Genomic DNA, 26,455 nt, shown 5'->3' with positions numbered 1-26,455 from the left:
GATAGTCTAATGGAATCGGGATGTTTCGCGAGACCGGCGCCCGGCGTCGGCGAAACCCCTTTGGGTTCAATCGCTTACTAGCCTACGTCAAGGCCTTACGGCATGTACATGCCGCCGTTGACGTGCAGCGTTTCGCCGGTGATGTAGCCGGCCCCGGGGCCGGCCAGGAACGCCACCGCGCGGGCGATGTCGGCCGGTTCGCCGAAGCGGCCCAGCGCGATCTGGTCGAACATGGCCGTCTTCGCGTCCTGCGGCAGGTCGCGGGTCATGTCGGTGTCGATGAATCCGGGCGCGACCACGTTCACGGTCACCCCGCGGCTGCCGATCTCGCGCGCCAGCGATTTGCTGAAGGCGATCACGCCGGCCTTGGCGGCGGCGTAGTTGGCCTGGCCCGGGTTGCCGGTCACGCCGACCACCGAGGCGATGTTGATGATGCGGCCGCGGCGCGCCTTCATCATCGAGCGCATCACCGCCTTGCTGGTGCGGTAGACGCTGGTGAGGTTGGTGTCGAGGATGGCCTGCCAGTCCTCGTCCTTCATCCGCATGAGCAGGTTGTCGCGGGTGATGCCGGCGTTGTTGACCAGGATCGAGATCGCGCCGATCTCCTTGGCCGCCGCGTCGAGCAGGGACTCGACCGAGGCCGGGTCGGCCACGTTCAGCACCCGGCCGTGGCCGCCGTGCGCGGCCAGGCGCTCGCCGATGGCGGCCGCGCCGGATTCGGTGGTGGCGGTGCCGATCACGGTCGCGCCCTGCGCGGCCAGTTCGTCGGCGATCGCCGCGCCGATGCCGCGGCTGGCGCCGGTGACCAGCGCGATTTCGCCCGAAAGCGGGGTCGTGCTCATATGTCTCACTCCGTAGTGCTGGCTCGTGGTTGCGCCGCTGCTGATAACCGCCGCGTCCTGCGATCCCGCCCGCCGGGCACGCGGCCCGGGCGCGGCCAGCCTACAGGCTGGCGTGGCGGTTGAGTAGCGCGCGCGGCGCGAAAGGTGCGGCCGTGCGGGCTCAGCGCCACTCGGCCAGGGCGGTCTCGAACTCCGCCGGGGTACCGATGGCGCGGCCGTCGATGGACTTGTCGATGCGCTTGACCAGGCCGGTCAAGACCTTGCCCGGCCCGCACTCGGCGGCGCGCTGAACGCCGGCGGCGGCCAGCGCCTGGACGCAGCCGGTCCACTGCACCGGCAGGTACAGCTGGCGGACCAGGGCGTCGCGGATCGCCTCGACGTTGGCATGGACCTGGGCGTCGACGTTCTGCACCACCGGCAGGCTCGGCAGGCGCCATTCCAGCCCGGTCATGGCCTCGGCCAGGCGGTTGGCGGCTTCGCGCATCAGCGGGGTGTGCGAGGGCACGCTGACGGCCAGCTTGACCGCCTTGCGTACGCCGGCCTCGGCCAGCCGGGTCAGGGCCTTGTCGACCGCGCCGGCGTGGCCGCCGATCACGATCTGGCCCGGCGAGTTGTAGTTGGCCGGGACCACCACCTCGCTGCCGGACACGGCCTGGCAGATTTCTTCGACCAGGGCGTCCTCGGCGCCGAGCACGGCGGCCATGGCGCCGACCCCGGCCGGTGCGGCCTCCTGCATCAGTTGGCCGCGCAGGCGCACCAGGTGCGCGCCGTCGCGCAGCGACAGCGCGCCGGCGGCGACCAGCGCGGTGTATTCGCCGAGGCTGTGCCCGGCCAGCAGCGCCGGTTGCGCGCCGCCGCGGGCCTGCCACAGCCGCCACACCGCCACCCCGGCCGCGAGCAGCGCCGGCTGGGTGTATTCGGTGCGGTTGAGCATTTCTTCCGGGCCGCCCTGGCTCAGCGCCCACAGGTCGACGCCGGCGCCGTCGCTGGCCTCGACGAAGGATTCGCGGATGCTCGCGTGCAGTTCCGACAGCTCGGCCAGCATGCCCAGCGATTGCGAGCCCTGGCCCGGAAACACGAAAGAAAGTCGCTGGTCGCTCACGCGTACTGCCGTATCGATAGGGAGCGCGCATGATACGGGCGAACCGCGGCGAACGTCTGTACCCGAAGGTACGGCGTCACAGCGCGTCGCAAAGTGACGCGAGCGGCTGTGCGGGGATCGGCGGTTTCGACGCGGCCGACGGGCGGTCATTCAAACGCTCGCATGAAAAAGCGCTGGTTGCGGAAGCTACGCGGTCGCGACTGCGCAACATCGCTTGCGTCGTATGGGGCGTTTCGCGGTCGCAGCCCGCGCAACGCCTGCAGGGACAATCGCCGGCATCGCGATGAGCGCGGATGCGCGAACGGCCGCGGTCGCCCGCGGCCGTTCGTGTCGATGCGCGCATCGCGCGCTCAGTCGATGAACTCGGCCACCTGCCGGATCGAATCGAAATCGCGGTCGGGGGCGAAGTCCACGCCCAGGCCGATCAACACCGCGCACAGCGCCCACACCCAGGCCGCGCGACGCAAGGCCTGCACCGCGCCGCCGAGGCCGCGCGCGCGCCGGCCCAGCCAGCGGCTCAGCGATTGCACGAAACCGAGCCGGTCGGCGGCGTCGCCGAGGCCGCGGCGCACTTCCTCGGCGCCGCCGCGCAGCGACTCGGCGATGATCGCGCTGAGCTCGCGGTCGGGATCGCGGAAATAGCGCGAGGTGCCGGCGGCGAAGATCAGCCAGTCGCGGATCTGCGCCTGCTGCACGGTCATGACCTCGGCCGGGTCTTCCTCGAAATCGATGAAGCCGATGCGGCCGTGTTCGTCGACGGTGAGGTTGCGCGCCAGCGGCTGGCCGATGTAGCCGCCGCGCGCGTGCACCTGGGCCAGCGTGCGCGCGGCTTCGGTGACGAGGCGATAAGCCTCTTGCGGCGCAGCGCGGCGCAGGCGCGCCGACAGCGTCTCGCCGATGTCGCTCAGCAACAGGTAGGTATCGCCTTCGCCGAGGATGCTCGGCACGCGCACGTCGACCGCGGCCAGTTCCTGCAGGCGGCGCTGCTCGGTCTGGCGCGCGTCGGCGCCGACCCGGTGCGGCGGCGGCCGCAGCGACGGCACGCCGAGCCGGCGCGCGGTCAGCTCGAGCGCGCGCAGGCGCAGGCGGCGGCTGCCGCCGCCATAGGATTTGAGCCAGGCCGTGCGGCCTTGCAGGTTCAGACGGGTCACCATGACGCAGGTCCTTGTGCATGGCGCCGCATTGGCTTCCAGCCGATACGCAAGACGCCGCTCCACGCAGGAGCGGACGCCCCTGTCAACGCATTAGTAACGCAGCAGCGCCGAACCCCAGGTGAAACCGCCGCCGAAGGCCTCGAGCAGCAAAAGCTGGCCGCGCTGGACCTTGCCCGAGCGCACCGCTTCGTCCAGCGCCAGCGGCACCGAGCCCGAAGAGGTGTTGCCGTGCTTGTCGACGGTGACGATCACCCGCTCCATCGGCATGTCCAGGCGCTTGGCCGTGGCTTCGATGATGCGCAGGTTGGCCTGGTGCGGGATCAGCCAATCGATCTCGTGGCGGTCCAGGCCGTTGGCTTCCAGGGTCTCCTCGACCACCGAATCCAGCGCCTTGACCGCGTGCTTGAACACTTCGTTGCCGGTCATCAGCACGCGCACGCCGGCGTTGTGCTCTTCCGGCTTGAACCCGGCCGAGACGCCGACCGGATTCCACAGCAGTTCCTTCTTGCCGCCGTCGGCGTGCAGGTGGGTGCTGAGGATGCCGGTCTCGCTGTCGGCCTTGAGCACTACCGCGCCGGCGCCGTCGCCGAACAGCACGCAGGTCGAGCGGTCGCTCCAGTCAAGCATGCGGGTCAGGGTTTCCGCGCCGACCACGAGCACCGTTTTGGCCGCGCCGGACTGGATGAACTTGTCGGCCACGGTCAGCGCGTAGACGAAGCCCGAGCAGGCCGCGTTGACGTCGAAGGCCGGGCAGCCGTTGGCGCCCAGGCGGTGCTGCAGCAGGCAGGCGCTGGACGGGAAGATCAGGTCCGGGGTGGTGGTGCCCAGGACGATCAGGTCGATCTCCTCGGGCTGCACGCCGGCGGCTTCGAGCGCGCGCAGCGAGGCCTGATAGGCCAGGTCGACCGTGGTCTCGCCTTCGGCGGCCACGTGGCGCTGGCGGATGCCGGTACGGGTCCGGATCCATTCGTCGCTGGTCTCGACCCGCTGGGCGAGATCCTCGTTGGTCAGCACCTGAGCCGGCAGGTAGCTGCCGGTGCCCGCGATCCGGGCGTAAATCCGATCTGTCATCACCGCTCCGCGGAGTTGCCGGGGCGACCTGCGCGGGGACGAAGGCGCGAACGCGCGCGCACCCGCAGGCCACCGGAAAACAGGACCGCCAGCACAAAGCTGGCGGAAGACGAAACCGCGGAAGCCGCAGGTCTGTGGTCGCGCGGGACCGCCGCGGGGGCGGCCCGACCGGTGCCGACGCGATGCCCTCGGGCATCCTCCGCCGGCCCAGATCGCGGCGACGCGCGCCAACTCCAGCGCGCGCCGCGGCGGACCGGGAGGATTACTCCTCGTCGGCGACGCGCGACTTGGTGTCGATCACCTTCTTGCCGCGGTAGTAGCCGTCGGCGGTGACGTGGTGGCGGATGTGGGTCTCGCCGGTGGTCGGGTCGGTGGCCAGCTGCTTGCTGGACAGCGCATCGTGCGCACGGCGCTGGCCGCGACGGGACGGGGTGACGCGGGACTTCTGAACGGCCATGGTCTTGCTCCGGAAAAGCGGTGGAAACCTGAGGTGGATAGCGTAAGCCCGATTAGCAGGACTCGCTGGATGCCTGCAGGTCGGAGTGGAACTGGATATTTTGCAACAACCCAACGGGTTTGGGTCAGTTGTTCTTCTTCAGCGAGGACAGCGCGGCGAACGGGTTGGCGGCGTCCAGCTCGACCTGGGTGGCCGAGAAGTCGCGCTCGACCGCCTCGCTGCCCGGCGCCACCGGGACCACCGGGACGGCCAGGATCAACTCGTCCTCGACCAGCTCCGTGGGCCGCAGCATGCCGTCTTCGGGCATCAGCAGCGGCTCGTAGCCGGCCGGCAACGCCGCTTCGTCGGCCTCGTCGCGGATCAGGCCGAGGCGCTGCTCGATCCGGACCGGCATCACGAACCGCTCCAGCGAGCGCTGGCACAGCAGCGGCAGTCCGGCGTCGATCTTCAGCTCGGCGTAGGGCACCTGCAGCTCGTCGGTGTCGAAGTCCAGCGAGAACCGGACTTCGCCTTCGGCGTCGAGCAGCAGGCCTTGCAGACGCGTCAACGCCGACAACGGCAGACGGCCTTCCACACCGCGCCGTGCCGCCACCAGGCGCCAGGCATCCAGAACTTCGGGCACCCGCCCAGATGGCACTTCGGCTGACATAAGCCGCGAAATGGTAGAGACGGCGCGGGTCGGTGTCAAACCCGCGCTACGGCGCAAGTCCCGGGCCGGCCAGGAATTTGCCCGTGGCCGGCCCGCGCGTGCAGACTGCCGGGCCTCGAACCATGCCACGGGCCCGACCTTGGCCATCGCCCTGTTAATCTTCCTGACCGCGACCGTCCTGGCCGCCTTGGCCGCCGCCCTGCTGTACCGCCCGTTGCGCCGGCAGCGCGCGGTGCGCGAGGTGCTCGACGCCGCCGACGCCCTGGAAGAGCGCCTGCGCATCGCCCGCGCCGAGATCGCGGCGGTGGCCGGCGACGAGGGCCGCGACCCGGTCGGCGAGGCCATGCGCGAGATGCTGCGCCAGCGCCTGTGGCTGCGCGACCACGGCCGCCAGGCCAGCCTGAACCAGCTCGGCGAGGTCCGCGCCTCGATCGACGCCGCGCGCGGCCGGATCGAACAACAACTGGTGCAGATCGAACAAGCCCGGCTGAACTGAACCCATGACCCCGCTGATCCTCGCCTCCACCTCCGTCTACCGCCGCGAACTGCTCGGCCGCCTGCGCCTGGCGTTCGACGTCGCCCGCCCCGAGACCGACGAGACCCCGCAACCCGGCGAAGCGCCGGCGGCGCTGGCCTGGCGCCTGGCCGAAGCCAAGGCCGCCGCGGTCGCCGCGCAGCGTCCCGACGCGTGGGTGATCGGCTCCGACCAGGTCTGCGAATTCGACGGCCGGCCGATCGGCAAGCCCGGCGGACGCGCCGCGGCGATCGCGCAACTCAGCGCGATGTCCGGGCGCGAAGTGCGCTTCTGCACCGGCGTGTGCGTGCTGCGCGACGGCCAGGCGGCGTCGAGCGAACTCGACGTCACCGTGGTGCGCTTTCGCGAATTGGCGATGGCCGAGATCGAGCGCTACGTCGATGCCGAGCAACCCTTCGACTGCGCCGGCAGCTTCAAGTCCGAAGGCCTGGGCATCGCCTTGTTCGAGGCGATCGAATCGCGCGACCCGACCGCGCTGGTCGGCCTGCCGCTGATCGCCACGGCGCGGCTGCTGCGGCGCGCGGGCTACGCCCTGCCCTGAGCGGCGATCCGCCGCGTCGAGCGCGCGGCGGCGAGCATCGAGCCACACCATCGCGCCGAGCACGGCGCGCCAGCGCCCTGCCCCGCGTCCACTCAGGGCCGGCGCAGGTCGATCGGCTGTTCGGCCCAGTCTTCGACGCTGCCGTCGCGACCATGCAGGCGCAGGCCCAGCCAGTGGCGGCCGGGCGGCTCGGCGTCGAGTTGCACGGTGGCCTCGAAACCCACCTGCGGATGCTGCGGGTCGGTGGAGCGGCGGCCGTCGCGCAAGGTCCAGAACTCGCGCACGCCGCTGCGCTCGCGGCCGTAGTGCGCCTGCGCCACCACCCGCCCGTCGAGCATGACCTCGACCTTTTCCAGCCCGACCCCGTCCTTGAACGCCCAGCCGGTGACCGCGAACGCGCCCGGGCCGACCCGCACGCCGGCCGCGGGCTCATCGATCCAGGCCATCGCCGGGGTCGTGCATTCGCCGCTGCGCGGCGCGCCGTCGAAGGCGAACAACGCGAAGCGCTGGCGGCCGTGATCGACGTTGAGCACCCGCGGCGGCGGCAACGGGCCGACCATCGCGCACAGGTCGTGATAGCGCTGCAGCAGGTTCTTGTAGGCGACCTCGGTGACGCCGACCACCAGCAGCGCCGGACCCTCGCCCCAGTCGGCGCGGCCGTCGCGGTGCAGGCCCCACAGGCGCAGCTGCGGCGCGCGGCCGTGCTTGTGGTTGATCGGATGATCGAGCACCGCGATGCGCGGATCGTCGAGGGCGAAACCGAGCTCGGCGCCGACCTTGAAATTGTCGGCGACCAGGCGCGTGCCCGGCGGCATCGTCGCCAGTTTCGCCCGCACCGCGCGCGCCAGTTCGTCCCAGCCGGCGAAGTTGGCCGGGTACCACTTCTCGCCGGCGCTGCGCGCGCGCAACTCCGGCCGCGACACCGCGACGTAGTAGCCCAGCATCGCCAGCAGCGCCGCGCCGGCCAGGCCCGCGCACAGCCCGCGCGCCCATTCCGGCCAGCGCGCCAGCACCAGCGGCAGCAACGGCAGCAGCGCCATGAAGCCCGGCAGCGGCCAGTGAAAGCTGACCCGCTCGGTGTCGGCGAAGAAGCCGAGCACGAAGAAGCCGAGCACGATCAGGCTGCCGAGCAGGGCGAAGTAACGCGTCGCCGGCGAAGGATCGCGCGCGCCGCGCCAGCCGGCGGCGAGCAAGGCGACGAACAGGAACGGCGTCGCCAGCAGCGCCTGGATCGCGACGAACCACAGGCCGTCGACGTGGAACGCCCACGGATGCCGTTCGACCAGCTGGAAGCGCAGGCCGGCGTCGGCGTTGTCCAGGTTCCAGGCCACCAGCGGCGCCCACGCCGAGGCGCCGATCGCCACCGCGGTCAGCACGCGCACGTCGCGCAGCGCGCGGCGGCCTTCGGGCAACAGCATCAGCACGACGAAGCCCACGCCGATCACGGCGATGAAGCGGTAGTGGCTCAGCGCGCCCAGGGCCAGGCCCGCGGCGAGTTCGACCGCGCTGCGCGCATCGACCTGGCGCAGCAGGCGCGCGCCCGCGTCCAGGCACAGCAGCGTCGCCAGCGCCATCATCGCATCGGGCAAGGCGAGCAGGCCGAGCGTGCCCGACAGCGGCAGCAGCAAGGCGTAGCAGCCGGCGATCCAGCCGCTGCGCGCGCCGAACTCGCGCGCGGTCACCCGCGCCAGCAGCCACGGCACCAGCGCGGCGATGGCCAGGAACGGCGCGCGCAACGCCAGCGGGTGGTTGCCGCCCAGTTCCACGCCCAGCCGCGCCAGCCACGCGGTCAATCCGGGCAGGTCGGAATAGGCCGCGGCGGGATGGCGGCCTTCCTGCCAATAGAAGGCTTCGTCGACGAACAACGGCAGCTTGGCGGCGACGGCGAGCTTGAGCAGCAACACCAGCGTCCACAGCGCCCAGAACACATTGCGCATCGCGCTGGCTTCGTCCCTGTCCCGCATCGGCACCCGACCTCGCTACACTCTCGAATGTTTGGGGAACGTCTCGGCCGGCGACACCGCGATCGCGTCGCGATTTGTTGACGCGCATCGCATAAGCGCTTGCGCGCCGCGTCGCCGATCCTCACGAACCTGACAAAAACGACATCTCCGACTTCACGCTTCCCTACGACGGCAGGCCCGATGAGCGCAGGCAACACCACCGCAAGCAGCGCGACGCACGACTCGGCCATCCTAACCGATGGCCTGCGCAACGCCCTCGAACAAGCCCAGGCGCAGGTCAACGCGCTGGTGCTGGGCAAGGCGCAGGCGGTGCGCCTGGCCTTCGTCGCGCTGCTGTCCGACGGGCACCTGCTGATCGAGGACCTGCCCGGCCTGGGCAAGACCACGCTCGCGCATGCGCTGGCGGCGACGCTGGGCCTGGAGTTCCAGCGCGTGCAGTTCACCTCCGACCTGCTGCCGGCCGACGTGGTCGGCGTGTCGGTGTTCGATCCGACCTCGCGCCAGTTCCAGTTCCATCCCGGCCCGGTGTTCGCCCAGGTGCTGCTCGCCGACGAGATCAACCGCGCGCCGCCGCGCACCCAGAGCGCGTTGCTGGAAGCGATGGCCGAACACCAGGTGACCGTGGACGGGCGCAGCCACCGGCTGCCGGATCCGTTCTTCGTCATCGCCACCCAGAATCCGGTCGACCTGTCGGGCACCTATCCGCTGCCCGATTCGCAGCTCGACCGCTTCCTGTTGCGCCTGCAGCTGGGCTATCCCGACGAGGCCGCCGAGCGCGACCTGCTCGCCGGCGCCGACCGCCGCCACCTGATCGCGCAGGCGCGCGCGCTGCTGAGCGCGCCGGACGTGCAGGCGATCCGCCGCGCGGTCGATGCGGTCCACGCCAGCGAGGCCCTGATCGCCTACGTGCAGGCGCTGCTGGCGCGCAGCCGCAAGCATCCGGGCGTGCGCGTGGGCCTGTCGCCGCGCGCCGGCCTGGCGCTGCTGCGCGCCGCGCGCGCCTATGCGCTGCTGCTCGGCCGCGGCCACGTGGTGCCCGAGGACGTGCAGGCGCTGTTCGCCGCGGTCGCCACCCATCGCCTGGTCGCCGAAGCCGATGCGGCCGCCGACCTGGCCAAATCGATCCTCTACGCGGTGGCCGTGGATTGAGCGCGGCCCCGGCCCGCGCCGACGCCGCGCCCGCCCCCGCCGCGCGCAGCCTGTGGCGGCGCGGACGCGCGCGCATGCACGCCTGGACCCGGCCGCGCCAGCCCGAAGCGCTGCCGGCGCAGTTCGACCGCCGCCGCATCTACGTGCTGCCGACCGGCTTCGGCGCGTTCTACGGCGCGCTGCTGGCGGCGATGATCCTCGGCGCGCTGAACTACAACAACAACCCGGCGTTCCTGCTGGCGCTGCTGCTCGGCGGCGCCGGGCTGGCCAGCCTGATCGCGGCGCAGCTGCAGCTGGCCGGGCTGCGCATCGTCGCGGTCGATGCCGAACCGGTGCCGGCCGGCAGCGCGATACGCGTGCGGGTGCACGCGCGCGCCGCGCCGGACCGGCCGCGCCAGGGGCTGCAGGTCGACGACGGGCTCGACGGCGAGCTCGAGCCGGCGCGGCTGGACCTGGAGCAAGGCGCCGGCGAAGCCGAACTGCGCATCGCCACCCACCGCCGCGGCTGGCTCGACCTGCCCAAACTGCGGGTGTCCACCACCCGTCCGCTCGGGCTGGCCCGGGCCTGGTCGCACGTGTGGCCGGAAGCGCCGCTGCTGGTGTACCCGGCGCCGGAAGCGCACGGGCCGCCGCTGCCGGTCGGCGGCGGCGACCCGACCATGACCCGGCTGCATCCCAGCGGCGACGACGTCCACCATCTGCGCACCTATCGCCCCGGCGACGCGCGCCGCGCGATCGCCTGGAAGCACTCGGCGCGGCGCGACACGCTGCTGGTGCGCGAGTACGAACAGCCGCTCGGCGCCGACGTCGAACTGGACTGGCACCGCCTGCACGGCCTGCCGCAGGAGGTCCGGATCTCGCGCCTGGCGCGCTGGGTCGACGAGGCCGAGCGCGACGGCTGCCGCTACCGCCTGACCCTGCCCGGCCACAACGCGCTCGGCCCCGGCAACGGCGCCGCCCACCGCCACGCCTGCCTGCGCGCGCTGGCGCTGATGCCGCATGGCTGAGGCCCTGCCCGCCGCGGCGCTGGAACCCGGCGCGCGCCGCTGGGCGCTGCTGGCCGGCGCCAGCTGCCTGCTGCCGCTGCTGCTGCAGTTGCCGGCGAAGATCGCCGCGGTCGTCGCCGCGACCGGCCTGGTCGTCGGCGCGCTGTCGTGGCGGCGGCCGCTGCCGGCGCTGGTGCGGCTGATATTGGTGATCGCCTTGGTCGGCACGGTGCTGGTGCTGGCGCGCTTCGCCGTCGGCCGCGACACCGGCTGCGCGCTGCTGGCGGCGATGTTCGCGCTGAAGCCCTCGGAGACCCACACCCTGCGCGATGCGCGCAGCCTGATCGGCTTCGCCCTGTTCGGCCCGTTCGCGACCTTCCTGCTCGACCAGGGGCCGCTGTCGCTGACCCTGGGCCTGGCCGCCTCGGTGTTCGCCCTGGTCACCTTGCAGCGGCTGGCCCAGCTGGATGCGCGGGCGCTGCCCGGCCAGCCGCCCGAGCCCGCCGCGCCGGTGCGCCAGCAGCTGTGGTCGATCGCGCGCCTGGTCGGCATCGGCCTGCCGCTGGCGCTGGCGGTGTTCTGGCTGTTCCCGCGCCTGGCCGCGCCGCTGTGGGGCGTGCCCGACCGCGCCCTGGCCCGGCCCGGCCTGTCCGACCGGATGGCGCCGGGCGAGCTGGTCGAGCTGATGAACGACGAAACGGTGACCCTGCGCGCGCGCTTCCACGGCGCCGCGCCGCCGACCTCGCAGATGTACTGGCGCGGGCCGGTGCTGTGGGAGTTCGACGGCCGCACCTGGACCCAGCCGCGCTGGTTCCGCGGGTTGCCGCCGGCGTCGTTCCAGGCCTCGGCCACGGTCTGGGACTACGACCTGGAAGTCGAGCCGACCGACAACCGCCAGTTCGTCGCCCTCGACCTGCCGCTGGCCGCGCCGGCGCGCTCGCAGCTGAGCTACGACTACGGCCTGTACGCGGAGCGCTCGCTGACCTCGCTCAGCCGCTGGCGCCTGCGCTCCTCGCCGCCGCGCGCGTTCGAACCGCAGCTGCGGCCGCTGCTGCGCCGCGCCGCGCTGGAGCTGCCGTCGGGCTACAACCCGCGCACCCTGGCGCTGGCCGCGCAGTGGCGGCGCGAGGCCGGCGCCGACGATGCCGCCATCGCCGAGCGGGCGATGCGGCTGTTCCACCGCGAGTTCGCCTACACCCTGGAAACCCCGCTGCTGGGCCGGCACTCGGTGGACGAGTTCCTGTTCGAGCAGAAGGCCGGTTTCTGCGAACACTTCAGCTCCTCGTTCGTGGTGCTGATGCGCGCGGCCGGGGTCCCGGCGCGGGTGGTCACCGGTTATGCCGGCGGCTACTACAACCCGGTCGGCGGCTACTGGCTGGTGCGCCGCTCCGACGCCCACGCCTGGGCCGAGGTGTGGCTGCACGGGCGCGGCTGGGTGCGCATGGACCCGACCGCCGCGGTCGCGCCCGAACGCATCTACGACACCCTCGCCGACCGCACCCCGGGCGCCGGCGGCCTGTTCGGCGGCATCGGCGCGGCCACGCCCTTGTTCAACGTCGGCGACTGGCTGCGCCGCGGCTGGAACGACTTCGTGCTCGGCTTCGACGCCAGCCGCCAGGAGCGGCTGCTGCAGCCGTTCGGGGTGGACCGGCTCGACGGTCCGCGCCTGCTCGCGCTATTCGTGCTGATCGCCAGCCTCGCCGGCGCCTGGATGATCTGGCTCAGCAGCCGCGGCGAGCGCGAGCGCGACCCGGTGCTGCGCGCCTGGCACGCGCTGGGCCGCCGCTACCGCCGGCTGGGGCTGGAGCGCGAACCGCACGAGCCGGCCCTGGCCTGGGCTGAACGCGTCGCCAAGACCCGGCCGGACCTGGCCGCGCCGCTGCGCCGGCTCAGCCAAAGTTTCAACGATTGGCGGTACGCTGACAGCCAACCCGGGCGGCGCGAGGCCCGAGAACTGCGCAACGCACTGGTCCGGACGCTACGCGCGCACCGCCCGGCCCGCACTGGAGAACCTCGATGAAGCTCCTCCGTCTTGCCTTGTTAGCCGCAAGCGCCGCGCTGCTCGGCGCCTGCGCCACCGCGCCCCAACCGCTGCAGGGGGCGTTCACCCCGATCACCCCGTCCGACGCGGCCGCCCGCGACGCCACCGGTTCGGTGGTGCGCTGGGGCGGACGCATCGTCGGCGTCGAGCCGCAGGCCAACCGCACCTGTTTCGAGATGATCTCGACCCGGCTGAGCGACACCGGCCGCCCGTACTGGGCGACCGACGACACCGGCGGCCGCTTCCTGGCCTGCCGCACCGGGTTCTACGATCCGGCGCTGTTCGAGAAGAACCGCGAGGTGACCTTCACCGGCCGCATCGACGGCTTCGAATCGCGCCGCATCGGCGAGTACGACTACCGTTTGCCCAAGCTCGACGCCGAAGTGGTGTACCTGTGGCCGGTGCGCCAGCAGGTCGACGTGATCGAGCGTCCGTCGCCGTGGCCGTGGTGGGGCTGGTGGTGAATCCCGCGCGCGGCTGAGGCCGCGCCGGCCGGATGCGACGAAGGCGCCCGCGGGCGCCTTCGTTCGTTTTGCGGCGGCGGTTGCGCGCGCAGGCGACGCAGCCCGCGTCGCCGACGCTCCGCCGCGGCTCAGCGCGGCGTGCCGAAGCGGCCGAGATGGTCGCCGGCGAGCAGGTGCAGGTGCAGCTGGAACACGGTCTGGCCGCCGTGCTCGTTGCAGTTCATGACCACGCGGTAGCCGTCTTCGGCGAAGCCTTCGCGCTTGGCGTACTGGGCCGCGGCGTAGGCGAGCTTGCCGACCACCGCGGCCTGTTCGGGCTTGAGTTCGTTGAGCGTGGCGATCGGCGTCTTCGGCACGAACAGCACGTGCACCGGCGCTTGCGGAGCGATGTCGCGGAACGCGATCAGGTCGTCGTCTTCGTAGACGATGTCGGCCGGCAGTTCGCGGCGGATGATCTTGCCGAAGATGGTGGGGTCGGTCATGGCGGGCTCGTTGGGACTCGGGACCGGCGAAGCGTAACAGCCGCGCCGTTACCCCAACCGCGCCGGCCGCGGGCGGCGCCGCAACCGAGACCGAACCCCGAACATCGTCACACCTCGGTCCGGCTGCCGAACGCATGCGACAGCGTGCCGCGGTCCACGTATTCCAGCTCGCCGCCCAGCGGCACGCCGTGCGCCAGCCGGCTCGGCTTGACCGCGTGCTGGCGCGCCAGTTGCGCCAGGTAATGCGCAGTGGCCTCGCCTTCCACGGTGGGATTGGTGGCGATGATCAGCTCCTGCACCTCGCCCTCGGCCAGGCGCGCGGCCAGCGAGTCCAGGCCGAGTTCGCGCGGGCCGATGCCGTCGAGCGGGCTGAGCCGGCCCTGCAGCACGAAGTACAGGCCGCGGTAGCCGGTGGCCTGCTCGATCGCCAGCCGGTCGGCCGGCGATTCCACCGCGCACAGCAAGTGCGCGTCGCGCGCGGCGCTGGCGCAGGTCGGGCAGACCTCGGTTTCGCTGAAGTCGCGGCAGCGCACGCAGTGGCCGATCTTCTCGATCGCCTCGCTGAGCGCTTGCGACAGCCGCTGGCCGCCGGCGCGCTCGCGCTCGAGCAGGTGGTAGGCCATGCGCTGGGCCGATTTCTGGCCCACGCCGGGCAGCACCCGCAGCGCGTCGATCAGTTGTTCGAGCAGGGCGCTGCTCATGCGCGCGCGCCCGTCGCGGCGGCAGCGGCGTTCACTCGGAGGGAGTGAAGGTGCTGCGCGCGGTCGGCTCGCGGTTCATCGAGCGCACCACGTTGAGCACGACGATCGCGCCCAGCAGCGGCAGCAGCCAGACCATCGCCGACTGCAGGCCTTTCTGCGCGCCGGTGAGGTCCGGCTCGCGCCAGACCGCCCAGGTGGCGTACAGGTCCAGGCCGAGCAAGCCGGCGGCGACCAGCGCGGCGGTGATACCGATATGGAAACCCATGGGTGTCAGCTCCGCCCGCTCAGAACGGCAGCTTCATGCCGGGCGGCATCGGCATGCCGGCGGTGGCCGCCGACATCTTCGCCTGCGACTCGGCGTTGATCTTGTTGACCGCGTCGTTGAAGGCCGCGGCGATCAGGTCCTCGACCATTTCCTGGTCGCTCAGCACGCTCGGGTCGATGCGCACCTTGCGGCACTCCATGCGGCCGGTGACGGTGATGCTGACCATGCCGCCGCCGGCGCTGCCGGTGACTTCGATCTTGGCCAGTTCTTCCTGGGCGCGCTGCACGTTTTCCTGCATCTTCTGCGCCTGTTGCATGAGTTGGGCGATGTTGCCGCGCATGGTGGTGGTCCTGCTGTTTTCGTGAAGGGTTCGGTGATCGGGTCGGTGCGGCGCGGACGGCGAACCGGCCGCTCGGGCCGGCCGCATGCGGCGCCGGCCCGTCGGGCGGTCCGGGCGGCCGCCGCGGCGGATCGCGCGCGGCGAGTGTGGCACGCCGCGCCGACGCTACAGGTGTTGGGCCGGCGGCGGCCGCGCGCAAGGGCGGCCGCGCCGGTCCGTCAGGCTTCGTCGAACGGGCGGATCGAGTCGGGCACGAGCCGGGCGCCGTACTGCTCGATCAGCCGGCGCACGTCCGGATCGTTCATGAACACGTCCTCGGCGCGCGCCTGGCGCTCGTCGCGCGCGCGCAGGTTGCGCGCGTGCACCGACTCGCCGTTGCCGGGGCCGCCGGCCGCGGACTCGAAGCGGATCTGCGGCGGCGCGCCCAGTCGCGCGGCCAGCGCGTCGGCGACCAGCTTGATCAGCGCCGGCGCCTTGAGGTGTTCGTCGTTCGGGCCCAGCGCCAGGGTCAGCACGCCGTCGGCGTAGCCGAGGAAGGCGGCGTGCTCGGCCAGGATCCGGGCCGGCCCGCGCAGGCCGCTGCCGTCGATCAGCGCGTGCCAGGCGCCGTCGTCGGCGATGCCGGCGCCGCCGGCCGGCGCGGCGGCGCGCGCGGGCATGGTGATCGGCTCGGCCGCGGCGAGGAGGTCCTCGCGCGCGGCGGGCGCCGGGCGCACGGGTGCGCCCGCGCGCGGCGGCGGCGCGTCGCGCGGGTCGTCCTCGAACATCGGGCCGGGCGCGGACGAGGCGGCGGCGAGCTGGTCGGCATCGCGCGGATCGTCCTCGAACGGATTGGCGCGGGCCGCCGGCGCGGGCTTCGCTGCGGCGACCGGTGCGGCTTCGCGCGCAGCGTCCTCGAACGGGTTGGTGCGGGCCAGCGGCGCGGGCTTCGGCGCGGCGGCCGGGGCCGCATCGCGCGGATCGTCCTCGAACGGATTGACGCGGGCCGGCGGCGCGGGCTTCGCTGCGGCGACCGGTGCGGCTTCGCGCGCAGCGCCCTCGAACGGGTTGGTACGGGCCGGCGGCGCGGGCGTCGGCGCAGCGGCCGGGGCCGCGTCGCGCGGATCGTCCTCGAACGGGTTGGCGCGGGCCGGCGGCGCAGGCGTCGGCGCAGCGACCGGCGCCGCGTCGCGCGGATCGTCCTCGAACGGGTTGGCGCGGGCCGGCGACGCGGGCGTCGGCGCAGCGACCGGCGCCGCGTCGCGCGAATCGTCCTCGAACGGATTGGCGCGCGCCGGCGGCGCAGGTTTCGGCGCGGCGGCAGGCGTCGGATCGCGCGCAGCGTCCTCGAACGGATTCGACATCGCCGGCAACGCGCGTCCAGGCGCGGCGTCGCGCAGCGGATTCGGCGGCGGCGCGGCCGCAGGCTTCAGCGCGGCCTCGGTCTTGGCCGGCGTCGCCACCGGCGCCCACGGCGGCGCATCGTCGCCGTCGCCCTCGCCGGCCACATAGGCCGGGCGCGCTTCGCGCACCGCCAGCGCGGGCGGTGCCGCCTCGACAGCGGCAGCGGCAGCGGCGCGCGGCCCGCCGCCCATCTCGCGCATCGCCGCGGCCGCCTGCGCCGCGGCATTGGCCGCGCGCGCCGGTTCGCCGCGACCGCCCGCTCCCGACGGCGGCGCGGCATCGCCGCCCGCGCCGGGCCGGAACGCGAGCATGCGCAGCACGCTCATCTCGAAACCCGCGCGCGGGCTCGGCGCCAGCGGCAGGTCACGGCGGCCGCCCAGGCTCATCTGGTACCACAGCTGCACCAACTCGGGCCGCAGCTGCGCGGCCAGCGCGTCGACGTCGACGCCGTCGGCCTCGACCGCCGCCTCCGGCACCAGCTGCCGCACCTGGATCCGGTGCAGCGCGTCGCCGAGCGATTCCAGCACGTTGCCCCAGTCGGGCGAGAACTCGGCCAGCGTCGCGACCTCGTCGAGCAGGCGGCGGCCGTCGCCCTGCGCCAGCGCCGACAGCACCGCGCCGACGCGGGTGCGGTCGACCGAGCCGAGCATCGCCGCCACCGCCGCGCCCTGCAGCGCCTGCTCGGCGCCGGCGCCGCCGTAGGCGATGGCCTGGTCGAGCAGCGACAGACCGTCGCGCAGGCTGCCGTCGGCGGCCTTGGCCAGCTGGCGGATTGCCGCGTCCTCGGCCGGAATCTCCTCCGCCGCCAGGATCCGGGTCATCTGCCCGGCGATCTGCTGCTCGTCCAGGCGCTTGAGGTTGAACTGCAGGCAGCGCGAGAGCACCGTCACCGGCAGCTTCTGCGGGTCGGTGGTGGCGAGCAGGAACTTCACGTGCCCCGGCGGCTCCTCCAGCGTCTTGAGCAACGCGTTGAAGGCCGACTTGGACAGCATGTGGACTTCGTCGATCAGGTAGACCTTGACCCGTCCGCGGCTGGGCATGTACTGCGCGTTGTCGATCACCTCGCGCACGTCGTCCACGCCGGTGTTGCTGGCGGCGTCGATTTCCAGCAGGTCGATGAAGCGGCCGGCGTCGATGTCGCGGCAGGCGTTGCACTCGCCGCACGGATCGGCCGAGGTGCCCTGCTCGCAGTTCAGCGACTTGGCGAAGATGCGCGCGATCGTGGTTTTGCCCACGCCGCGGGTGCCGGTGAACAGGAAGGCGTGGTGCACGCGTCCGGTGCTCAGCGCGTTGGTCAGCGCGCGCACCACGTGCTCCTGCCCGACCAGTTCGGCGAAACGCTTGGGGCGCCATTTGCGGGCGAGGACGAGATAGGACATCGGATCCTTGGACACGGTGGTGGCGGGAGACGGTCCGCGGGCGCCTGGCGACCGCGACGGGAGGCCGGCGACGCCGCCGCGGCGGGGTCGGGCCGGCCGGCGGCGCAGCGCGCGCGGACCGGTCCGGCATTGTGCCATGCCCCACCCTCGCTCCCCAGGCGCGATCGGTCCCGGAGCGGGCCGCATCGGCACAACTTGTCCCCCGGCGCGGCGCCGGCTAGAATTCCCGGCCCTGCACGGCCCGCCTCGGCGGCCCGTCAGGCTCCGGAGAGGTGTCCGAGTGGTTGAAGGAGCACGCCTGGAAAGTGTGTAAGCGTCTAAACCGCGCTTCGGGGGTTCGAATCCCCCTCTCTCCGCCAGATCCGCGCAAAAGCCCCCGAGCGATCGGGGGCTTTTCGTTTTCCGGCGCGCGCATTCGCGGACGGCCGCCTGCGCGATCGCGCAGCCACCGGCACGCACGCGGGCTGCGATTCTCGACGTTGTCCGCAGACCGCGGCGATGCGCTCGCGCGGTCTTGAGCGTCGGCGGCCGCGCGCTGCGCGCATCGGGACGGCCCGCGCCGCAAAGCGAGGCATCGGTCCGCAAGCCCCCGCCGCTGCGCTCGCCGCGCGCGTTTGCGCCGCACTGCCGCTTGGTGCAGAATGCCGCCCCTCCGGTAGCGTTCCGGCCCGCCCCGCGCGAGCCCCGCCGCCGACGCAAGATCCTATGGTGGCCCCGTTGGCGCCTCCGCGACGATAGATCGAAAATCCCGCCAGGGCCGGAAGGCAGCAACGGTATCGGTTGATTCGGGCGCCGGAGTCACGCTTGCGGGGCCGCCGCCTTTTTGCAGGGCCGGATTCGCCGGTTCGAGCGCAGGCGGGCCCTCGCCCCAGCCCTCTCCCGCCAGCGGGAGAGGCAGCGGATCGCGAAGCGCGCACGGCTTGCGAACCGGAACGCGCCGGGCCCGGCGGGCGGACGCATCGGGCCGCGCCCGCCGCGCCGCACTCAATCCGCGACCACCGCCACCGCATCGGGCTCGCGCCCGGTCTTCCAGTACGCCACCGGCTTCCAAGTCTTGCGGTCGATCACCGCGACCTCGTCGCCGCCGCTGATCGCCACGTACACCCGCGACCCGGCCGGGTCGGCGACCACGCCGATCGGCAGCGCGGCGCGCCCGAGCATGGTGTCGCGGTACTGCGCGCCGTCGCGGCTCAGCGCCACCGTCGCCAGCGGCCGTTTGCGCTGCGCGTCGAACACCGACAGCGTCGCCGCGCGCGCGTTGCTGACCAGGGCGTGGCGGCCGTCGGCGGTGAACGCGACCCGGATCGGGAAGCCGGGGCTGGGCAAGGTGCGCAGGACCGCCAGCGTCTGCGGCTGGTGCACGCTGACCGTGCCGGCCTCGCGGTTGCTGACCCAGACCTCGCCGCTGCCCGGCCGCACTGCGACGCCCTCGGCGCCCGCGCCGGCGTCGACTTCCGCGACTTTGCGGTTGTCGGCGAGATCGATGCGGCTGAGCGTGCCGCGATCGACCTTGGTGACATACGCGCTCTTGCCGTCGGCGGCGACCGCGACCATGTGGCCCTTGCCTTCGCCGAGCGCGATCTCGGCGACGATCCGGCCGCTCGCCACGTCGATGCGCAACAGATGCTGCGAGGCCTCGGCGGTCGCCAGCGCCTCGCGCCCGCCGGGCAGGAAGCGCAGGCCGTGCGGGCGGCCGTGGCGGCCGAGTTCGACGATCCGCGGCGGCGCCTTGCCGCGCAGGTCGAGCACGCTGAGGGTGTTTCCGGCGGCGTCGCTGGCGCCGTAGTTGGCGACCAGCGCGGTCTTGCCGTCGGGCGCGACGACGATCTCGTGCGGCGCCTTGCGCGTCGGGAATTCGCCGAGCTTGCGGCCGTCTTCGAGCGACAGCCGCCAGACGGTGTCGGCGGATTTGTTGCCGACCAACAACTCGCCGGACATCGCGGGACACGCGGCGAGCAACAGCCAGGACAGGCACAGTGAGCGCAGGGGCATGGCGGCTCCTCGATGCGGATGCGGGGCTTTCGACGCTAACCCATCGCGCCGGCGCGGGCATGTGCCGGCGCAAGCGCGGTGCGCACGGCCTCGCCTGGGACAAAAGCGTCGGGGCTGAAGCCCCTCCCACAAGTACGCAGCGCCGCGGCGGCTGGTGTGGGAGGGGCTTCAGCCCCGATGCCTTGCGACCCGATCCTTACGAACCCGCCCCGGGCGGCGGCGGATGCAACCAATCCGCCTCGCCGTCGGCATAGCGCTCGCGCTTCCAGATCGGCACCCGCGCCTTGGTCTCGTCGATGATGTAGCGGCACGCCGCGAACGCCGCGTCGCGATGCGCCGCGCTGACGCCGACCCACACCGCCAGCTCTCCGATGCCCAGCTCGCCGACCCGGTGCACGCAGCGCGCCTCGACGATGGCGAAGCGCTCCAGCGCCTCGACGATGATCTTCGCGCCTTCGCTCGACGCCAGCTCGGCGTAGCTTTCATAACGCAGGCCCAGCACCGCGCGGCTGCCGTGGTGGTCGCGCACCCAGCCTTCGAAGCTGGCGTAGGCGCCGGCCTGGGCGCTGAGCAGGGCCTCGCGCAGCGGCGCGATCTCGAACGCGGTTTCGGACAAGGCGAACCGCGCCGGGGAGCAGGCCGCGGGCGTCGCGGACGAATCGGGTCGCGCCATCGCTCAGCCTCCCGACACCGGCGGGATGAAGGCGACCTCGCTGCCCGCGCGCGGCGCCTCGTCCCAGCGCGCGAACGCGCCGTCCACCGCCACCCGCAGGCGTTCGACCGGCAGCACGAAGCCGTGGCGCGCGCGCAGCGCCTCGTACAGGCCGCGCAGGTCGCGCGCCGCGGCCGCCTCGACGGTTTCGCTGGCGGCGCCGGCGGCGTCGCGCAGGCTGGCGAAATACAGCACGGTCAGCGTGCTCATGCGCCCTTCCCCGCGATCGCGCCGAAATCGCGCTTGCCGCCGCGCTTGCCGGCCAGTTTCGCCGGGCCGATGACGATGGCGTGGGACAGGGCCTTGCACATGTCGTAGACGGTCAGCGCGGCGACGGTGGCGCCGGTCAGCGCTTCCATCTCCACGCCGGTGCGGTGGGTGGTGCGCACCTCGCATTCGATCGACAGCGCGTTTTCGCTTTCCCAATCCACGGCGAAACGGCAGCCGTCAATCGGCAGCGGGTGGCAGAACGGAATCAGCTCGTGGGTGCGCTTGACCGCCATCGTGCCGGCGACGATGGCGGTGTCGATCACCGCGCCCTTCTTGCTGCTCATGCCGCTGGCGCGCAATTGCGCGGCCACCGCGGCGGGAAAGCGCACCCGGCAGCGCGCCACCGCGGCGCGCGCGGTGACCGGCTTGGCGCCGACGTCGACCATCGCCGGGCGGCCGGCGCGATCGAGATGGGTCAGGGTCGGTTTGGCGTTCAAATCGCGGTGCTCCAGTGCAGCGAGTAGCCGATCTCGCGCGGGCCGAACAGGAAATGCAGGACGCGCCGCCGCCCCTCGGGCCGGGTCGCCTTGGACGAGGCGTGCAGCAGCAACGGCCGCATGATAAGCAGATCGCCGCGCGCTGCGGTGCACGCCGTCTCGCCGTGGGCCGCGCGCAGCGCCTGCGCCGCGGCCGCATCGAGCCGGCCGTGGCGGTGCGAGCCGGCCACCACCCGCAGCGGGCCGTCGCCGGCGCCGCAGTCGTCCAGGTGCAGGCGCACCGCCAGCAGGCGCTGCAGCAACTCCGCCGGCGGCTGGACGAAATGCCGGCCGCGCTTGCGCGACCAGGCCTGCAGCCGCGGATCGTCCGCCGGCGCCGCCACCGGGATCGACAGATCCTGGTGCAGCGTCACTTTCCAGTTGCGCGACGCGCTCTTGCGGAACAAGGTGCACTGCGCCGCCACCGCGTCCGCCGCCAGCAGGCCCGCCGCCGCCAGCCGCGCGCGCAGCAGCGCGGCCAGTTCGCCGCACCAGCGCTCGCGCAGCAGTTCGCGGTCGCCGGCGTCCGCGTCCGCCGCCGCGGCCACCGCCGGCTGCGCGCACAGCGCGTCGAGTTGCGCCGGCCCGATCGCGCCGGGCCATTGCGCGAAGCCGCGCCGGTCCAATGAGTCGCCCAGTTCCGCCGTCGCCACGCCGCTCAACCGCCGATCAGGAACATTTCCACATGCCGCTTCGGCCGCGGCGCATCGGCCGCGCGCAGTTCGCTGTAGCGGTCGTTGCGGCCGCGCCACAGCGCCGCCACGCGCTCGGCCAGCGCGGTCTCGCCGCCGGCCAGCGCCTCGCGCAGGTCGCTGCCTTCGGCGGCGAACAGGCAGGTGTACAGGCGGCCGTCGGCGGACACCCGCGCGCGGTGGCAGTCGCCGCAGAACGGCGCGCTGATCGAGGACACGAAGCCGATCTCGCCGGCGCCGTCGCGATAGGCGTAGCGCGAAGCGACCTCGCCGCGGTACTGCGCATCCAGCGCGCGCAGCGGCCAGCGCGCGTCGATGGCGTCGCGCAGCTGCTGCGAACTCACCACCCCGCGCACGTCCCAGCCGTTGCAGTTGCCCACGTCCATGTACTCGATGAAGCGCAGCACGTCGCCGCTGCCGCGGAAATGCGCGGCCAGCGGCAGCACTTGATCCTCATTGACGCCGCGCTGGACCACGCAATTGATCTTCAGCGGCCCGAACCCTGCCGCGCGCGCGGCCTCGATCCCGGCCAGCACCTGCGCGACCTCGCCGCGGCCGCCGGACAGGCGCCGGAACGCGTCGGCGTCGAGCGCGTCCAGGCTCACCGTCAACCGGCGCAGCCCGGCCTCGCGCAATGCGCGCGCCTGTCGCGCCAGCAGCGAGCCGTTGGTGGTCAGGGCCAGGTCGTCGAGGCCGTCGATCCGGGCCAGGCGCGCGATCAGTTCCGGCAGGCCCTTGCGCAGCAGCGGCTCGCCGCCGGTCAGGCGCAGCTTGCGCACGCCGACGCGGACGAAGCCGCGCACCAGGGTCTCGATCTGGTCGAAGCTCAGCCGCGAGGCCGCGTCCAGGCCGTAGTCGTCGGCCACGCGCTCGGCCGGCATGCAGTAGGGGCAACGGAAATTGCAGGCCTCGATCAGCGACAGCCTCAGGTCCCGCAACGGCCGGCCGCGGCGATCGCGCGGATCGGGCGCGGCGAGCGGGACGAGGCGGTCGGCAGCGGCATTCACGAAGGCGGCACCTGTGCGGCAGTGGGGTCGGCCAGGTCGATGGCCTCGCCGGGCCTGCCGACACGATACCCCCGCGCGGCCAGCGCGTCGCCTTCCCCGGCGCTGGCGTAGTGATAGAGCACACAGCGGTTCAGCAGCGCCGGCGGGTATTCGCGTTCCAGGTCCTCGATGCCGCTGTGGGACGGATTGCCGTGCAGGGCGCAATCGTGCGCGATCAGTTCGCCTTCGTCGGCGAACCGGGCCAGCATCTCCGGGATCGGCCGGGTGTCGCCGGTCCACACCGCGCTGCCGCGCAGGCGCAGGCCGAACGCGCTGTCGGGCCAGTGGTGGCGCACCGGGAACACCTCCATGCGCAGGCCCCGGTGCCAGAAGTGGCCGCTGACCGGCACCAACTGGAACGCATCCCAGAAGTTCACCCCGCCCTCGGCGAGCACGTTGGGGTAGTCGGCCACGCGCTGCTGCAGCAGCGGCACCAGCGGCGCGGGAAGGTACAGCCGGACCTTGCCGCGCCGGTCCGGATCGAAGTAATGGGCCACGAACAGGCGCTCGAAGCCGGCGATGTGGTCCATGTGCGCATGGGTGAGGAACACCGCCTCGGGCATGCGCCCGTAGTGGCGCAGGAACGCGGTCAGGCCTTCGCCGCCGCAGTCGATGGTCAGCCACGGCTCGCCGTCGCGTTCCAGCGTCGCCATCGCCGATCCCAGTTCCACCGCCGACGCATTGCCGACACCGTGCAGACGCAGCCGCCAAGTCATTGAGCCCCCCTTCCAGCATCCGATCGCCCGGCGCGCGCCGGTTCGTGTTGATTGTGCCGCTGCGCAGCAGCGGCGACGCCTACTCAGTAACCACGTTCCCAGGCGCGGTCATAGGCCGCGCGCAATCGGGCGAAATCGCGTTCGACCTCGGCCGGCGGCCGCTGCCCGCGCAATTTCAGCAGCGAACGCTTGAGCCGGGCGAGGTTGCGCTCGCGCCAGCCGGTCGCGGGAATGCGGAACTGGCCGCGGTCCAGGTCGATCACCCAGCCGCGGCCGGCGGCGTCGAACAGCAGGTTGGTGGCGTTGAGGTCGGCGTGGTCGAGCCCGGCGCGGTGGCAGCGGGCGACCAGCCGGCCGGTTTCCTCCCACGGCGCGCCGTCGCCGGCGACCGCGGCGCGGTCGGCCAGCGAGCGCACGTCGTCGAGCCGCGCGACCAGGATCGCGGCGCGGTAGTGCAGGCCTTCGCGCCGGTACAGCGCGGCGATCGGCGCCGGCACCGGCAGGCCGCGGCGGGCGGCCTCGCGGGTCAGGCGGAATTCGGCGAAGCTGCGGGTGCGGTCGCCGCCGCGCCACCAGTAGCGGTCGCGGTTGAAGCGCGCGACCAGGCCGCCGCGCAGGTAGCGGCGCAGCACCGCGCGGCCGAACGGCGCGTCCACGAACCAGGCCCCGCCGCGGCCGCCGCTGTCCACCGGCCGCGCCTGCGCGCCCCAGTGTCCGGGCGCGAACCATTCCGGCGCGGCTTGCTGCACCCGTGCGCGGTCGAACAGAATCGCTCCGTAGCCGCTGTCGTCGCGGTACGGCGTCAGTCCCTCGGCGGCGTCATAACCCGTCATCCGTCCGAGTCTAACAAGTCACGTGAACCAATCGACCCTGCCCGCTTCGACTTTGCGACCCGCCCCCACGCTGTGCCTGCTGCGCCTGTCGGCGCTGGGCGACGTCACCCACGTGGTCCCGCTGGTGCGCACCCTGCGCAAGGCCCGGCCGCAGGCGTCGATCGCCTGGATCATCGGCAAGGGCGAACGCCGCCTGCTCGAAGGCCTGGACGGCGTGGACTTCATCGAATACGACAAGAAAAGCGGCTGGGCCGGCATGCGCGCGCTGCGCCGCGGCCTGCGCGAGCGCGGCCTGCCGGACGGGCGCTTCGACGCGCTGCTGCAGATGCAGGTCGCCGCGCGCGCCAACCTGCTGTCGGCGTTCGTCCCGGCGACCCGGCGGATCGGCTACGACCGCTCGCGCTCCAAGGACCTGCACGGCCTGTTCGTCAACGAGCGCATCCCCGACCGGCCCGGCATCCACGTGCTCGACGCGATCGGCAGCTTCTGCGAACCGCTGGGCCTGCGCCAGACCGAGGTGGTGTGGGACCTGCCGGTGCCCGACGAGGCCCGCGAGTGGGCGCGCGCGCAGTGGCCGCAGGACGGCGCCCCGACCCTGCTGGTCTCGCCGTGCTCCAGCCACACCCTGCGCAACTGGCGCCCCGAGCGCTACGCCGCGGTCGCCGACCACGCCGCCGGGCTCGGCTGGCGGGTGGTGATGTGCGGCGGCCGCAGCCAGCTCGAACGCGACACCACCGACGCCATCCTCGCGGCGATGCGCCACGGCGCGCTCGACCTGGTCGGCAAGGACACGCTCAAGCAACTGCCGGCGCTGCTCGAACGCGGCCAGTTGCTGATGACCCCGGATTCCGGCCCGATGCACATCGCCAACGCCATGGGCACCAAGGTGCTGGGCCTGCACGCGGCCAGCAACCCGGCGCGCAGCGGCCCCTACAGCGACCTGCGCTACTGCGCCGACCGCTACGACGACGCCGCGCGCAAGTACCTGGGCAAACCGGCCGCGCAGGTCGCCTGGGGCACCAAGATCGAGCACGACGGGGTCATGGACCTGATCGCGGTCGAGGACGGCATCGCCGCGTTCGAGCGCTACCGCGCCGACCATCCCGGACGCTGAGCCGCCGCCCCCGCGCCCTGGCCAGGGCGATCGACAGGAATCCCGCCCCATGCTCCCGCTTTCGCTCGACCCGCTCGTCGCCGCCGCAAGCGCCGGCGCCCGCTTCGACTACCTGTGCTTCTGGGGCCACCGCGCCCGGCCCGGCGAGGTCGGCAAAAGCTGCTTCAGCCAGTGGTACCCGGCCGCATTCGAGATCGACGGCGAGCGCTACGCCAGCGCCGAGCACTGGATGATGGCGGGCAAGGCGCGCTTGTTCGGCGACCAGGCCATCGCCGCGCGCATCCGCGCCAGCGACGACCCGGCCGCGGCCAAGGCGCTGGGACGCAAGATCGCCGGCTTCGACGAGAACCGCTGGCGGGAGCATCGCTACGGCCTGGTGGTCGCCGGCAATCTCGCCAAGTTCGGCCAGCACCCGCCGCTGGGCGAGTTCCTGCAGGCCACCGCCGGCAAGGTGCTGGTCGAGGCCAGCCCGGTCGATGCGGTCTGGGGCATCGGCCTGGCCGCCGACCACGCCGACGCGACCCGGCCGGAACGCTGGCGCGGGCTCAACCTGCTCGGCTTCGCGCTGATGGACGTGCGCGCGCGCCTGTCGGCGCGCGGCTGAGGCTCAGGCCGGCGGCGCGGGCCCGCGGCCGTCGCCGTCGGCCACGGCCTCAGACCGGGCCGGTGCCGTAGTCCTGGTAGGACTTCTCTTCCACGTAGGTCGAGCCCAGGGCCAGGTTGATCTCCTTCTTGACCCGCGCGCGCACGTCGTTCTCGACATAGACCGAGCGCGCCAGGCGGATGAATTCGTCGTCGAACTCCTGGCGCTTTTCCTTGACCCGGATGTCGTCCTCGATCACCCACAGCCGCTCGTTGACCGCCTTGAGCTCGGCGCGCAGGCGCACGATGTCGCCGCCGGCGGCCGGGTGCGCCATCCAGGTGCGCTCCAGCGCGGTCAGTTCGGCGCGCACGTTGGCCAGCTTGGCCTCGTCGCTCATGCGCTCGGACTTGATCTGCAGGATGGCGATCTTGTCCAGCAGTTCGCCGAAGGACACCGGGACCAGGATTTCGGACATGGGCGCGACCGTCTCGATAACGTGAGGGGACGCTAGTGTAG

28 protein-coding genes, 1 tRNA gene, 1 other RNA gene and 1 pseudogene are annotated in these 26,455 nt (G+C 72.9%); 10 read left to right on the top strand and 21 right to left on the bottom strand.

The features are described from left to right. Positions 1-95: 95 nt before the first annotated feature. From fabG to BLV01_RS06655, 6 genes are all read right to left on the bottom strand, one after another. Positions 96-842: a 3-oxoacyl-ACP reductase FabG gene (gene fabG / locus BLV01_RS06680; protein WP_091795677.1), complete on the bottom strand. Its 747-nt coding sequence runs from the start codon at positions 840-842 to the stop codon at positions 96-98. Between the two features lie 160 nt (positions 843-1,002). Then, positions 1,003-1,944, bottom strand: coding sequence for an ACP S-malonyltransferase (gene fabD / locus BLV01_RS06675; RefSeq protein ID WP_091795674.1), 942 nt, complete (start codon positions 1,942-1,944; stop codon positions 1,003-1,005). Positions 1,945-2,294: 350 nt separating this feature from the next. Next, on the bottom strand, positions 2,295-3,098 hold the full coding sequence (locus BLV01_RS06670; protein ID WP_091795670.1) for a BUD32 family EKC/KEOPS complex subunit: 804 nt from the start codon (positions 3,096-3,098) through the stop codon (positions 2,295-2,297). 90 nt (positions 3,099-3,188) lie between these two features. Next, on the bottom strand, positions 3,189-4,169 hold the full coding sequence (locus tag BLV01_RS06665) for a beta-ketoacyl-ACP synthase III (RefSeq protein ID WP_091795667.1): 981 nt from the start codon (positions 4,167-4,169) through the stop codon (positions 3,189-3,191). 262 nt (positions 4,170-4,431) lie between these two features. After that, positions 4,432-4,626, bottom strand: coding sequence for a 50S ribosomal protein L32 (gene rpmF, locus BLV01_RS06660; protein ID WP_057946979.1), 195 nt, complete (start codon positions 4,624-4,626; stop codon positions 4,432-4,434). A 124-nt stretch (positions 4,627-4,750) separates the two neighbouring features. Next, a complete protein-coding gene (locus BLV01_RS06655; protein WP_091795665.1) occupies positions 4,751-5,275 on the bottom strand; it encodes a YceD family protein in 525 nt (174 codons plus the stop codon). A gap of 139 nt (positions 5,276-5,414) precedes the next feature. On the opposite strand from BLV01_RS06655, the gene BLV01_RS06650 reads away from it, so the two are divergent. Together BLV01_RS06650 and BLV01_RS06645 are read left to right on the top strand one after the other, a co-directional pair. Beyond that, positions 5,415-5,771 carry a hypothetical protein gene (locus tag BLV01_RS06650; RefSeq protein WP_091795662.1) on the top strand — a complete coding sequence of 119 codons (357 nt, stop codon included), beginning with the start codon at positions 5,415-5,417 and terminating at the stop codon, positions 5,769-5,771. A 4-nt stretch (positions 5,772-5,775) separates the two neighbouring features. Then, positions 5,776-6,351 carry a Maf family protein gene (locus BLV01_RS06645; protein ID WP_091795659.1) on the top strand — a complete coding sequence of 192 codons (576 nt, stop codon included), beginning with the start codon at positions 5,776-5,778 and terminating at the stop codon, positions 6,349-6,351. Between the two features lie 92 nt (positions 6,352-6,443). On the opposite strand, the gene BLV01_RS06640 is transcribed toward BLV01_RS06645, so the two are convergent. Next, positions 6,444-8,288, bottom strand: a complete 1,845-nt coding sequence (locus tag BLV01_RS06640) for a glycosyltransferase family 39 protein (protein ID WP_091795915.1) — start codon at positions 8,286-8,288, stop codon at positions 6,444-6,446. A gap of 207 nt (positions 8,289-8,495) precedes the next feature. On the opposite strand from BLV01_RS06640, the gene BLV01_RS06635 reads away from it, so the two are divergent. From BLV01_RS06635 to BLV01_RS06620, 4 genes are all read left to right on the top strand, one after another. Next, the gene (locus tag BLV01_RS06635; protein WP_091795656.1) at positions 8,496-9,464 is read left to right on the top strand and encodes an AAA family ATPase; all 969 of its coding nucleotides are present in this window, start codon (positions 8,496-8,498) and stop codon (positions 9,462-9,464) included. 74 nt (positions 9,465-9,538) lie between these two features. After that, positions 9,539-10,471 (top strand): DUF58 domain-containing protein, encoded by a 933-nt coding sequence (locus BLV01_RS06630; RefSeq protein WP_091795912.1) that lies wholly within the window; start codon positions 9,539-9,541, stop codon positions 10,469-10,471. Further along, positions 10,464-12,470 (top strand): transglutaminase TgpA family protein, encoded by a 2,007-nt coding sequence (locus BLV01_RS06625; protein ID WP_091795653.1) that lies wholly within the window; start codon positions 10,464-10,466, stop codon positions 12,468-12,470. Before BLV01_RS06630 ends, BLV01_RS06625 begins: the two co-directional genes overlap by 8 nt. Then, the gene (locus BLV01_RS06620) at positions 12,467-12,955 is read left to right on the top strand and encodes a Slp family lipoprotein (protein WP_091795650.1); all 489 of its coding nucleotides are present in this window, start codon (positions 12,467-12,469) and stop codon (positions 12,953-12,955) included. Before BLV01_RS06625 ends, BLV01_RS06620 begins: the two co-directional genes overlap by 4 nt. A gap of 128 nt (positions 12,956-13,083) precedes the next feature. On the opposite strand, the gene BLV01_RS06615 is transcribed toward BLV01_RS06620, so the two are convergent. From BLV01_RS06615 to dnaX, 5 genes and pseudogenes are all read right to left on the bottom strand, one after another. Further along, the gene (locus tag BLV01_RS06615; protein ID WP_078996450.1) at positions 13,084-13,437 is read right to left on the bottom strand and encodes a histidine triad nucleotide-binding protein; all 354 of its coding nucleotides are present in this window, start codon (positions 13,435-13,437) and stop codon (positions 13,084-13,086) included. A 107-nt stretch (positions 13,438-13,544) separates the two neighbouring features. Next, positions 13,545-14,138 (bottom strand): recombination mediator RecR, encoded by a 594-nt coding sequence (gene recR / locus BLV01_RS06610; protein WP_091795647.1) that lies wholly within the window; start codon positions 14,136-14,138, stop codon positions 13,545-13,547. Between the two features lie 31 nt (positions 14,139-14,169). Beyond that, complete coding sequence (locus BLV01_RS06605; protein ID WP_091795643.1) at positions 14,170-14,403, bottom strand: hypothetical protein; 234 nt, start codon at positions 14,401-14,403, stop codon at positions 14,170-14,172. Between the two features lie 19 nt (positions 14,404-14,422). Next, positions 14,423-14,743, bottom strand: coding sequence for a YbaB/EbfC family nucleoid-associated protein (locus BLV01_RS06600; protein ID WP_057946968.1), 321 nt, complete (start codon positions 14,741-14,743; stop codon positions 14,423-14,425). Between the two features lie 1,409 nt (positions 14,744-16,152). Then, positions 16,153-17,505: pseudogene (gene dnaX / locus BLV01_RS06595) on the bottom strand (DNA polymerase III subunit gamma/tau); the annotation flags it as partial. Between the two features lie 266 nt (positions 17,506-17,771). Between dnaX and BLV01_RS06590 the strand changes: the two are divergent. Continuing rightward, a tRNA-Ser gene (locus BLV01_RS06590) sits at positions 17,772-17,864 on the top strand. Positions 17,865-18,220: 356 nt separating this feature from the next. Next, positions 18,221-18,317: signal recognition particle sRNA small type (gene ffs, locus BLV01_RS06585), an RNA gene on the top strand. A gap of 172 nt (positions 18,318-18,489) precedes the next feature. Here the strand turns inward: ffs and BLV01_RS06580 are convergent. The 8 genes from BLV01_RS06580 to BLV01_RS06545 form a co-directional block, all read right to left on the bottom strand. After that, a complete protein-coding gene (locus BLV01_RS06580) occupies positions 18,490-19,497 on the bottom strand; it encodes a YncE family protein (RefSeq protein ID WP_091795641.1) in 1,008 nt (335 codons plus the stop codon). 196 nt (positions 19,498-19,693) lie between these two features. Further along, entirely contained in the window at positions 19,694-20,170 is a 477-nt protein-coding gene (locus BLV01_RS06575; RefSeq protein ID WP_091795638.1) for a molybdenum cofactor biosynthesis protein MoaE, read from the bottom strand. Positions 20,171-20,173: 3 nt separating this feature from the next. Further along, positions 20,174-20,419, bottom strand: coding sequence for a MoaD/ThiS family protein (locus BLV01_RS06570; protein ID WP_091795635.1), 246 nt, complete (start codon positions 20,417-20,419; stop codon positions 20,174-20,176). Then, positions 20,416-20,916 (bottom strand): cyclic pyranopterin monophosphate synthase MoaC, encoded by a 501-nt coding sequence (gene moaC / locus BLV01_RS06565; RefSeq protein ID WP_256375580.1) that lies wholly within the window; start codon positions 20,914-20,916, stop codon positions 20,416-20,418. Before moaC ends, BLV01_RS06570 begins: the two co-directional genes overlap by 4 nt. After that, complete coding sequence (locus BLV01_RS06560; protein ID WP_217633456.1) at positions 20,913-21,608, bottom strand: phytanoyl-CoA dioxygenase family protein; 696 nt, start codon at positions 21,606-21,608, stop codon at positions 20,913-20,915. The genes moaC and BLV01_RS06560 overlap by 4 nt, the downstream gene beginning before the upstream one ends. 5 nt (positions 21,609-21,613) lie before the next feature. Next, a complete protein-coding gene (moaA, locus tag BLV01_RS06555) occupies positions 21,614-22,654 on the bottom strand; it encodes a GTP 3',8-cyclase MoaA (RefSeq protein ID WP_091795632.1) in 1,041 nt (346 codons plus the stop codon). Further along, the gene (locus BLV01_RS06550) at positions 22,651-23,409 is read right to left on the bottom strand and encodes an MBL fold metallo-hydrolase (RefSeq protein WP_091795629.1); all 759 of its coding nucleotides are present in this window, start codon (positions 23,407-23,409) and stop codon (positions 22,651-22,653) included. The genes moaA and BLV01_RS06550 overlap by 4 nt, the downstream gene beginning before the upstream one ends. A gap of 83 nt (positions 23,410-23,492) precedes the next feature. Further along, a complete protein-coding gene (locus BLV01_RS06545) occupies positions 23,493-24,242 on the bottom strand; it encodes a 3-deoxy-D-manno-octulosonic acid kinase (RefSeq protein WP_091795626.1) in 750 nt (249 codons plus the stop codon). 52 nt (positions 24,243-24,294) lie between these two features. On the opposite strand from BLV01_RS06545, the gene BLV01_RS06540 reads away from it, so the two are divergent. Then, a complete protein-coding gene (locus tag BLV01_RS06540) occupies positions 24,295-25,356 on the top strand; it encodes a glycosyltransferase family 9 protein (protein ID WP_254782540.1) in 1,062 nt (353 codons plus the stop codon). Positions 25,357-25,405: 49 nt separating this feature from the next. Further along, the gene (locus BLV01_RS06535; RefSeq protein ID WP_091795623.1) at positions 25,406-25,960 is read left to right on the top strand and encodes an NADAR family protein; all 555 of its coding nucleotides are present in this window, start codon (positions 25,406-25,408) and stop codon (positions 25,958-25,960) included. A gap of 49 nt (positions 25,961-26,009) precedes the next feature. Here BLV01_RS06535 and BLV01_RS06530 read toward each other — a convergent pair whose 3' ends face one another. Then, positions 26,010-26,414, bottom strand: a complete 405-nt coding sequence (locus BLV01_RS06530; RefSeq protein ID WP_091795619.1) for a DUF6165 family protein — start codon at positions 26,412-26,414, stop codon at positions 26,010-26,012. Between the last annotated feature and the right edge of the window lie 41 nt (positions 26,415-26,455).

The sequence above is a fragment of the Lysobacter sp. yr284 genome, assembly GCF_900107375.1.
GTDB lineage: Bacteria > Pseudomonadota > Gammaproteobacteria > Xanthomonadales > Xanthomonadaceae > Lysobacter.
Note: the sequence above shows the minus strand (reverse complement) of the source record. Positions and strands in the feature narration are given on the sequence as shown.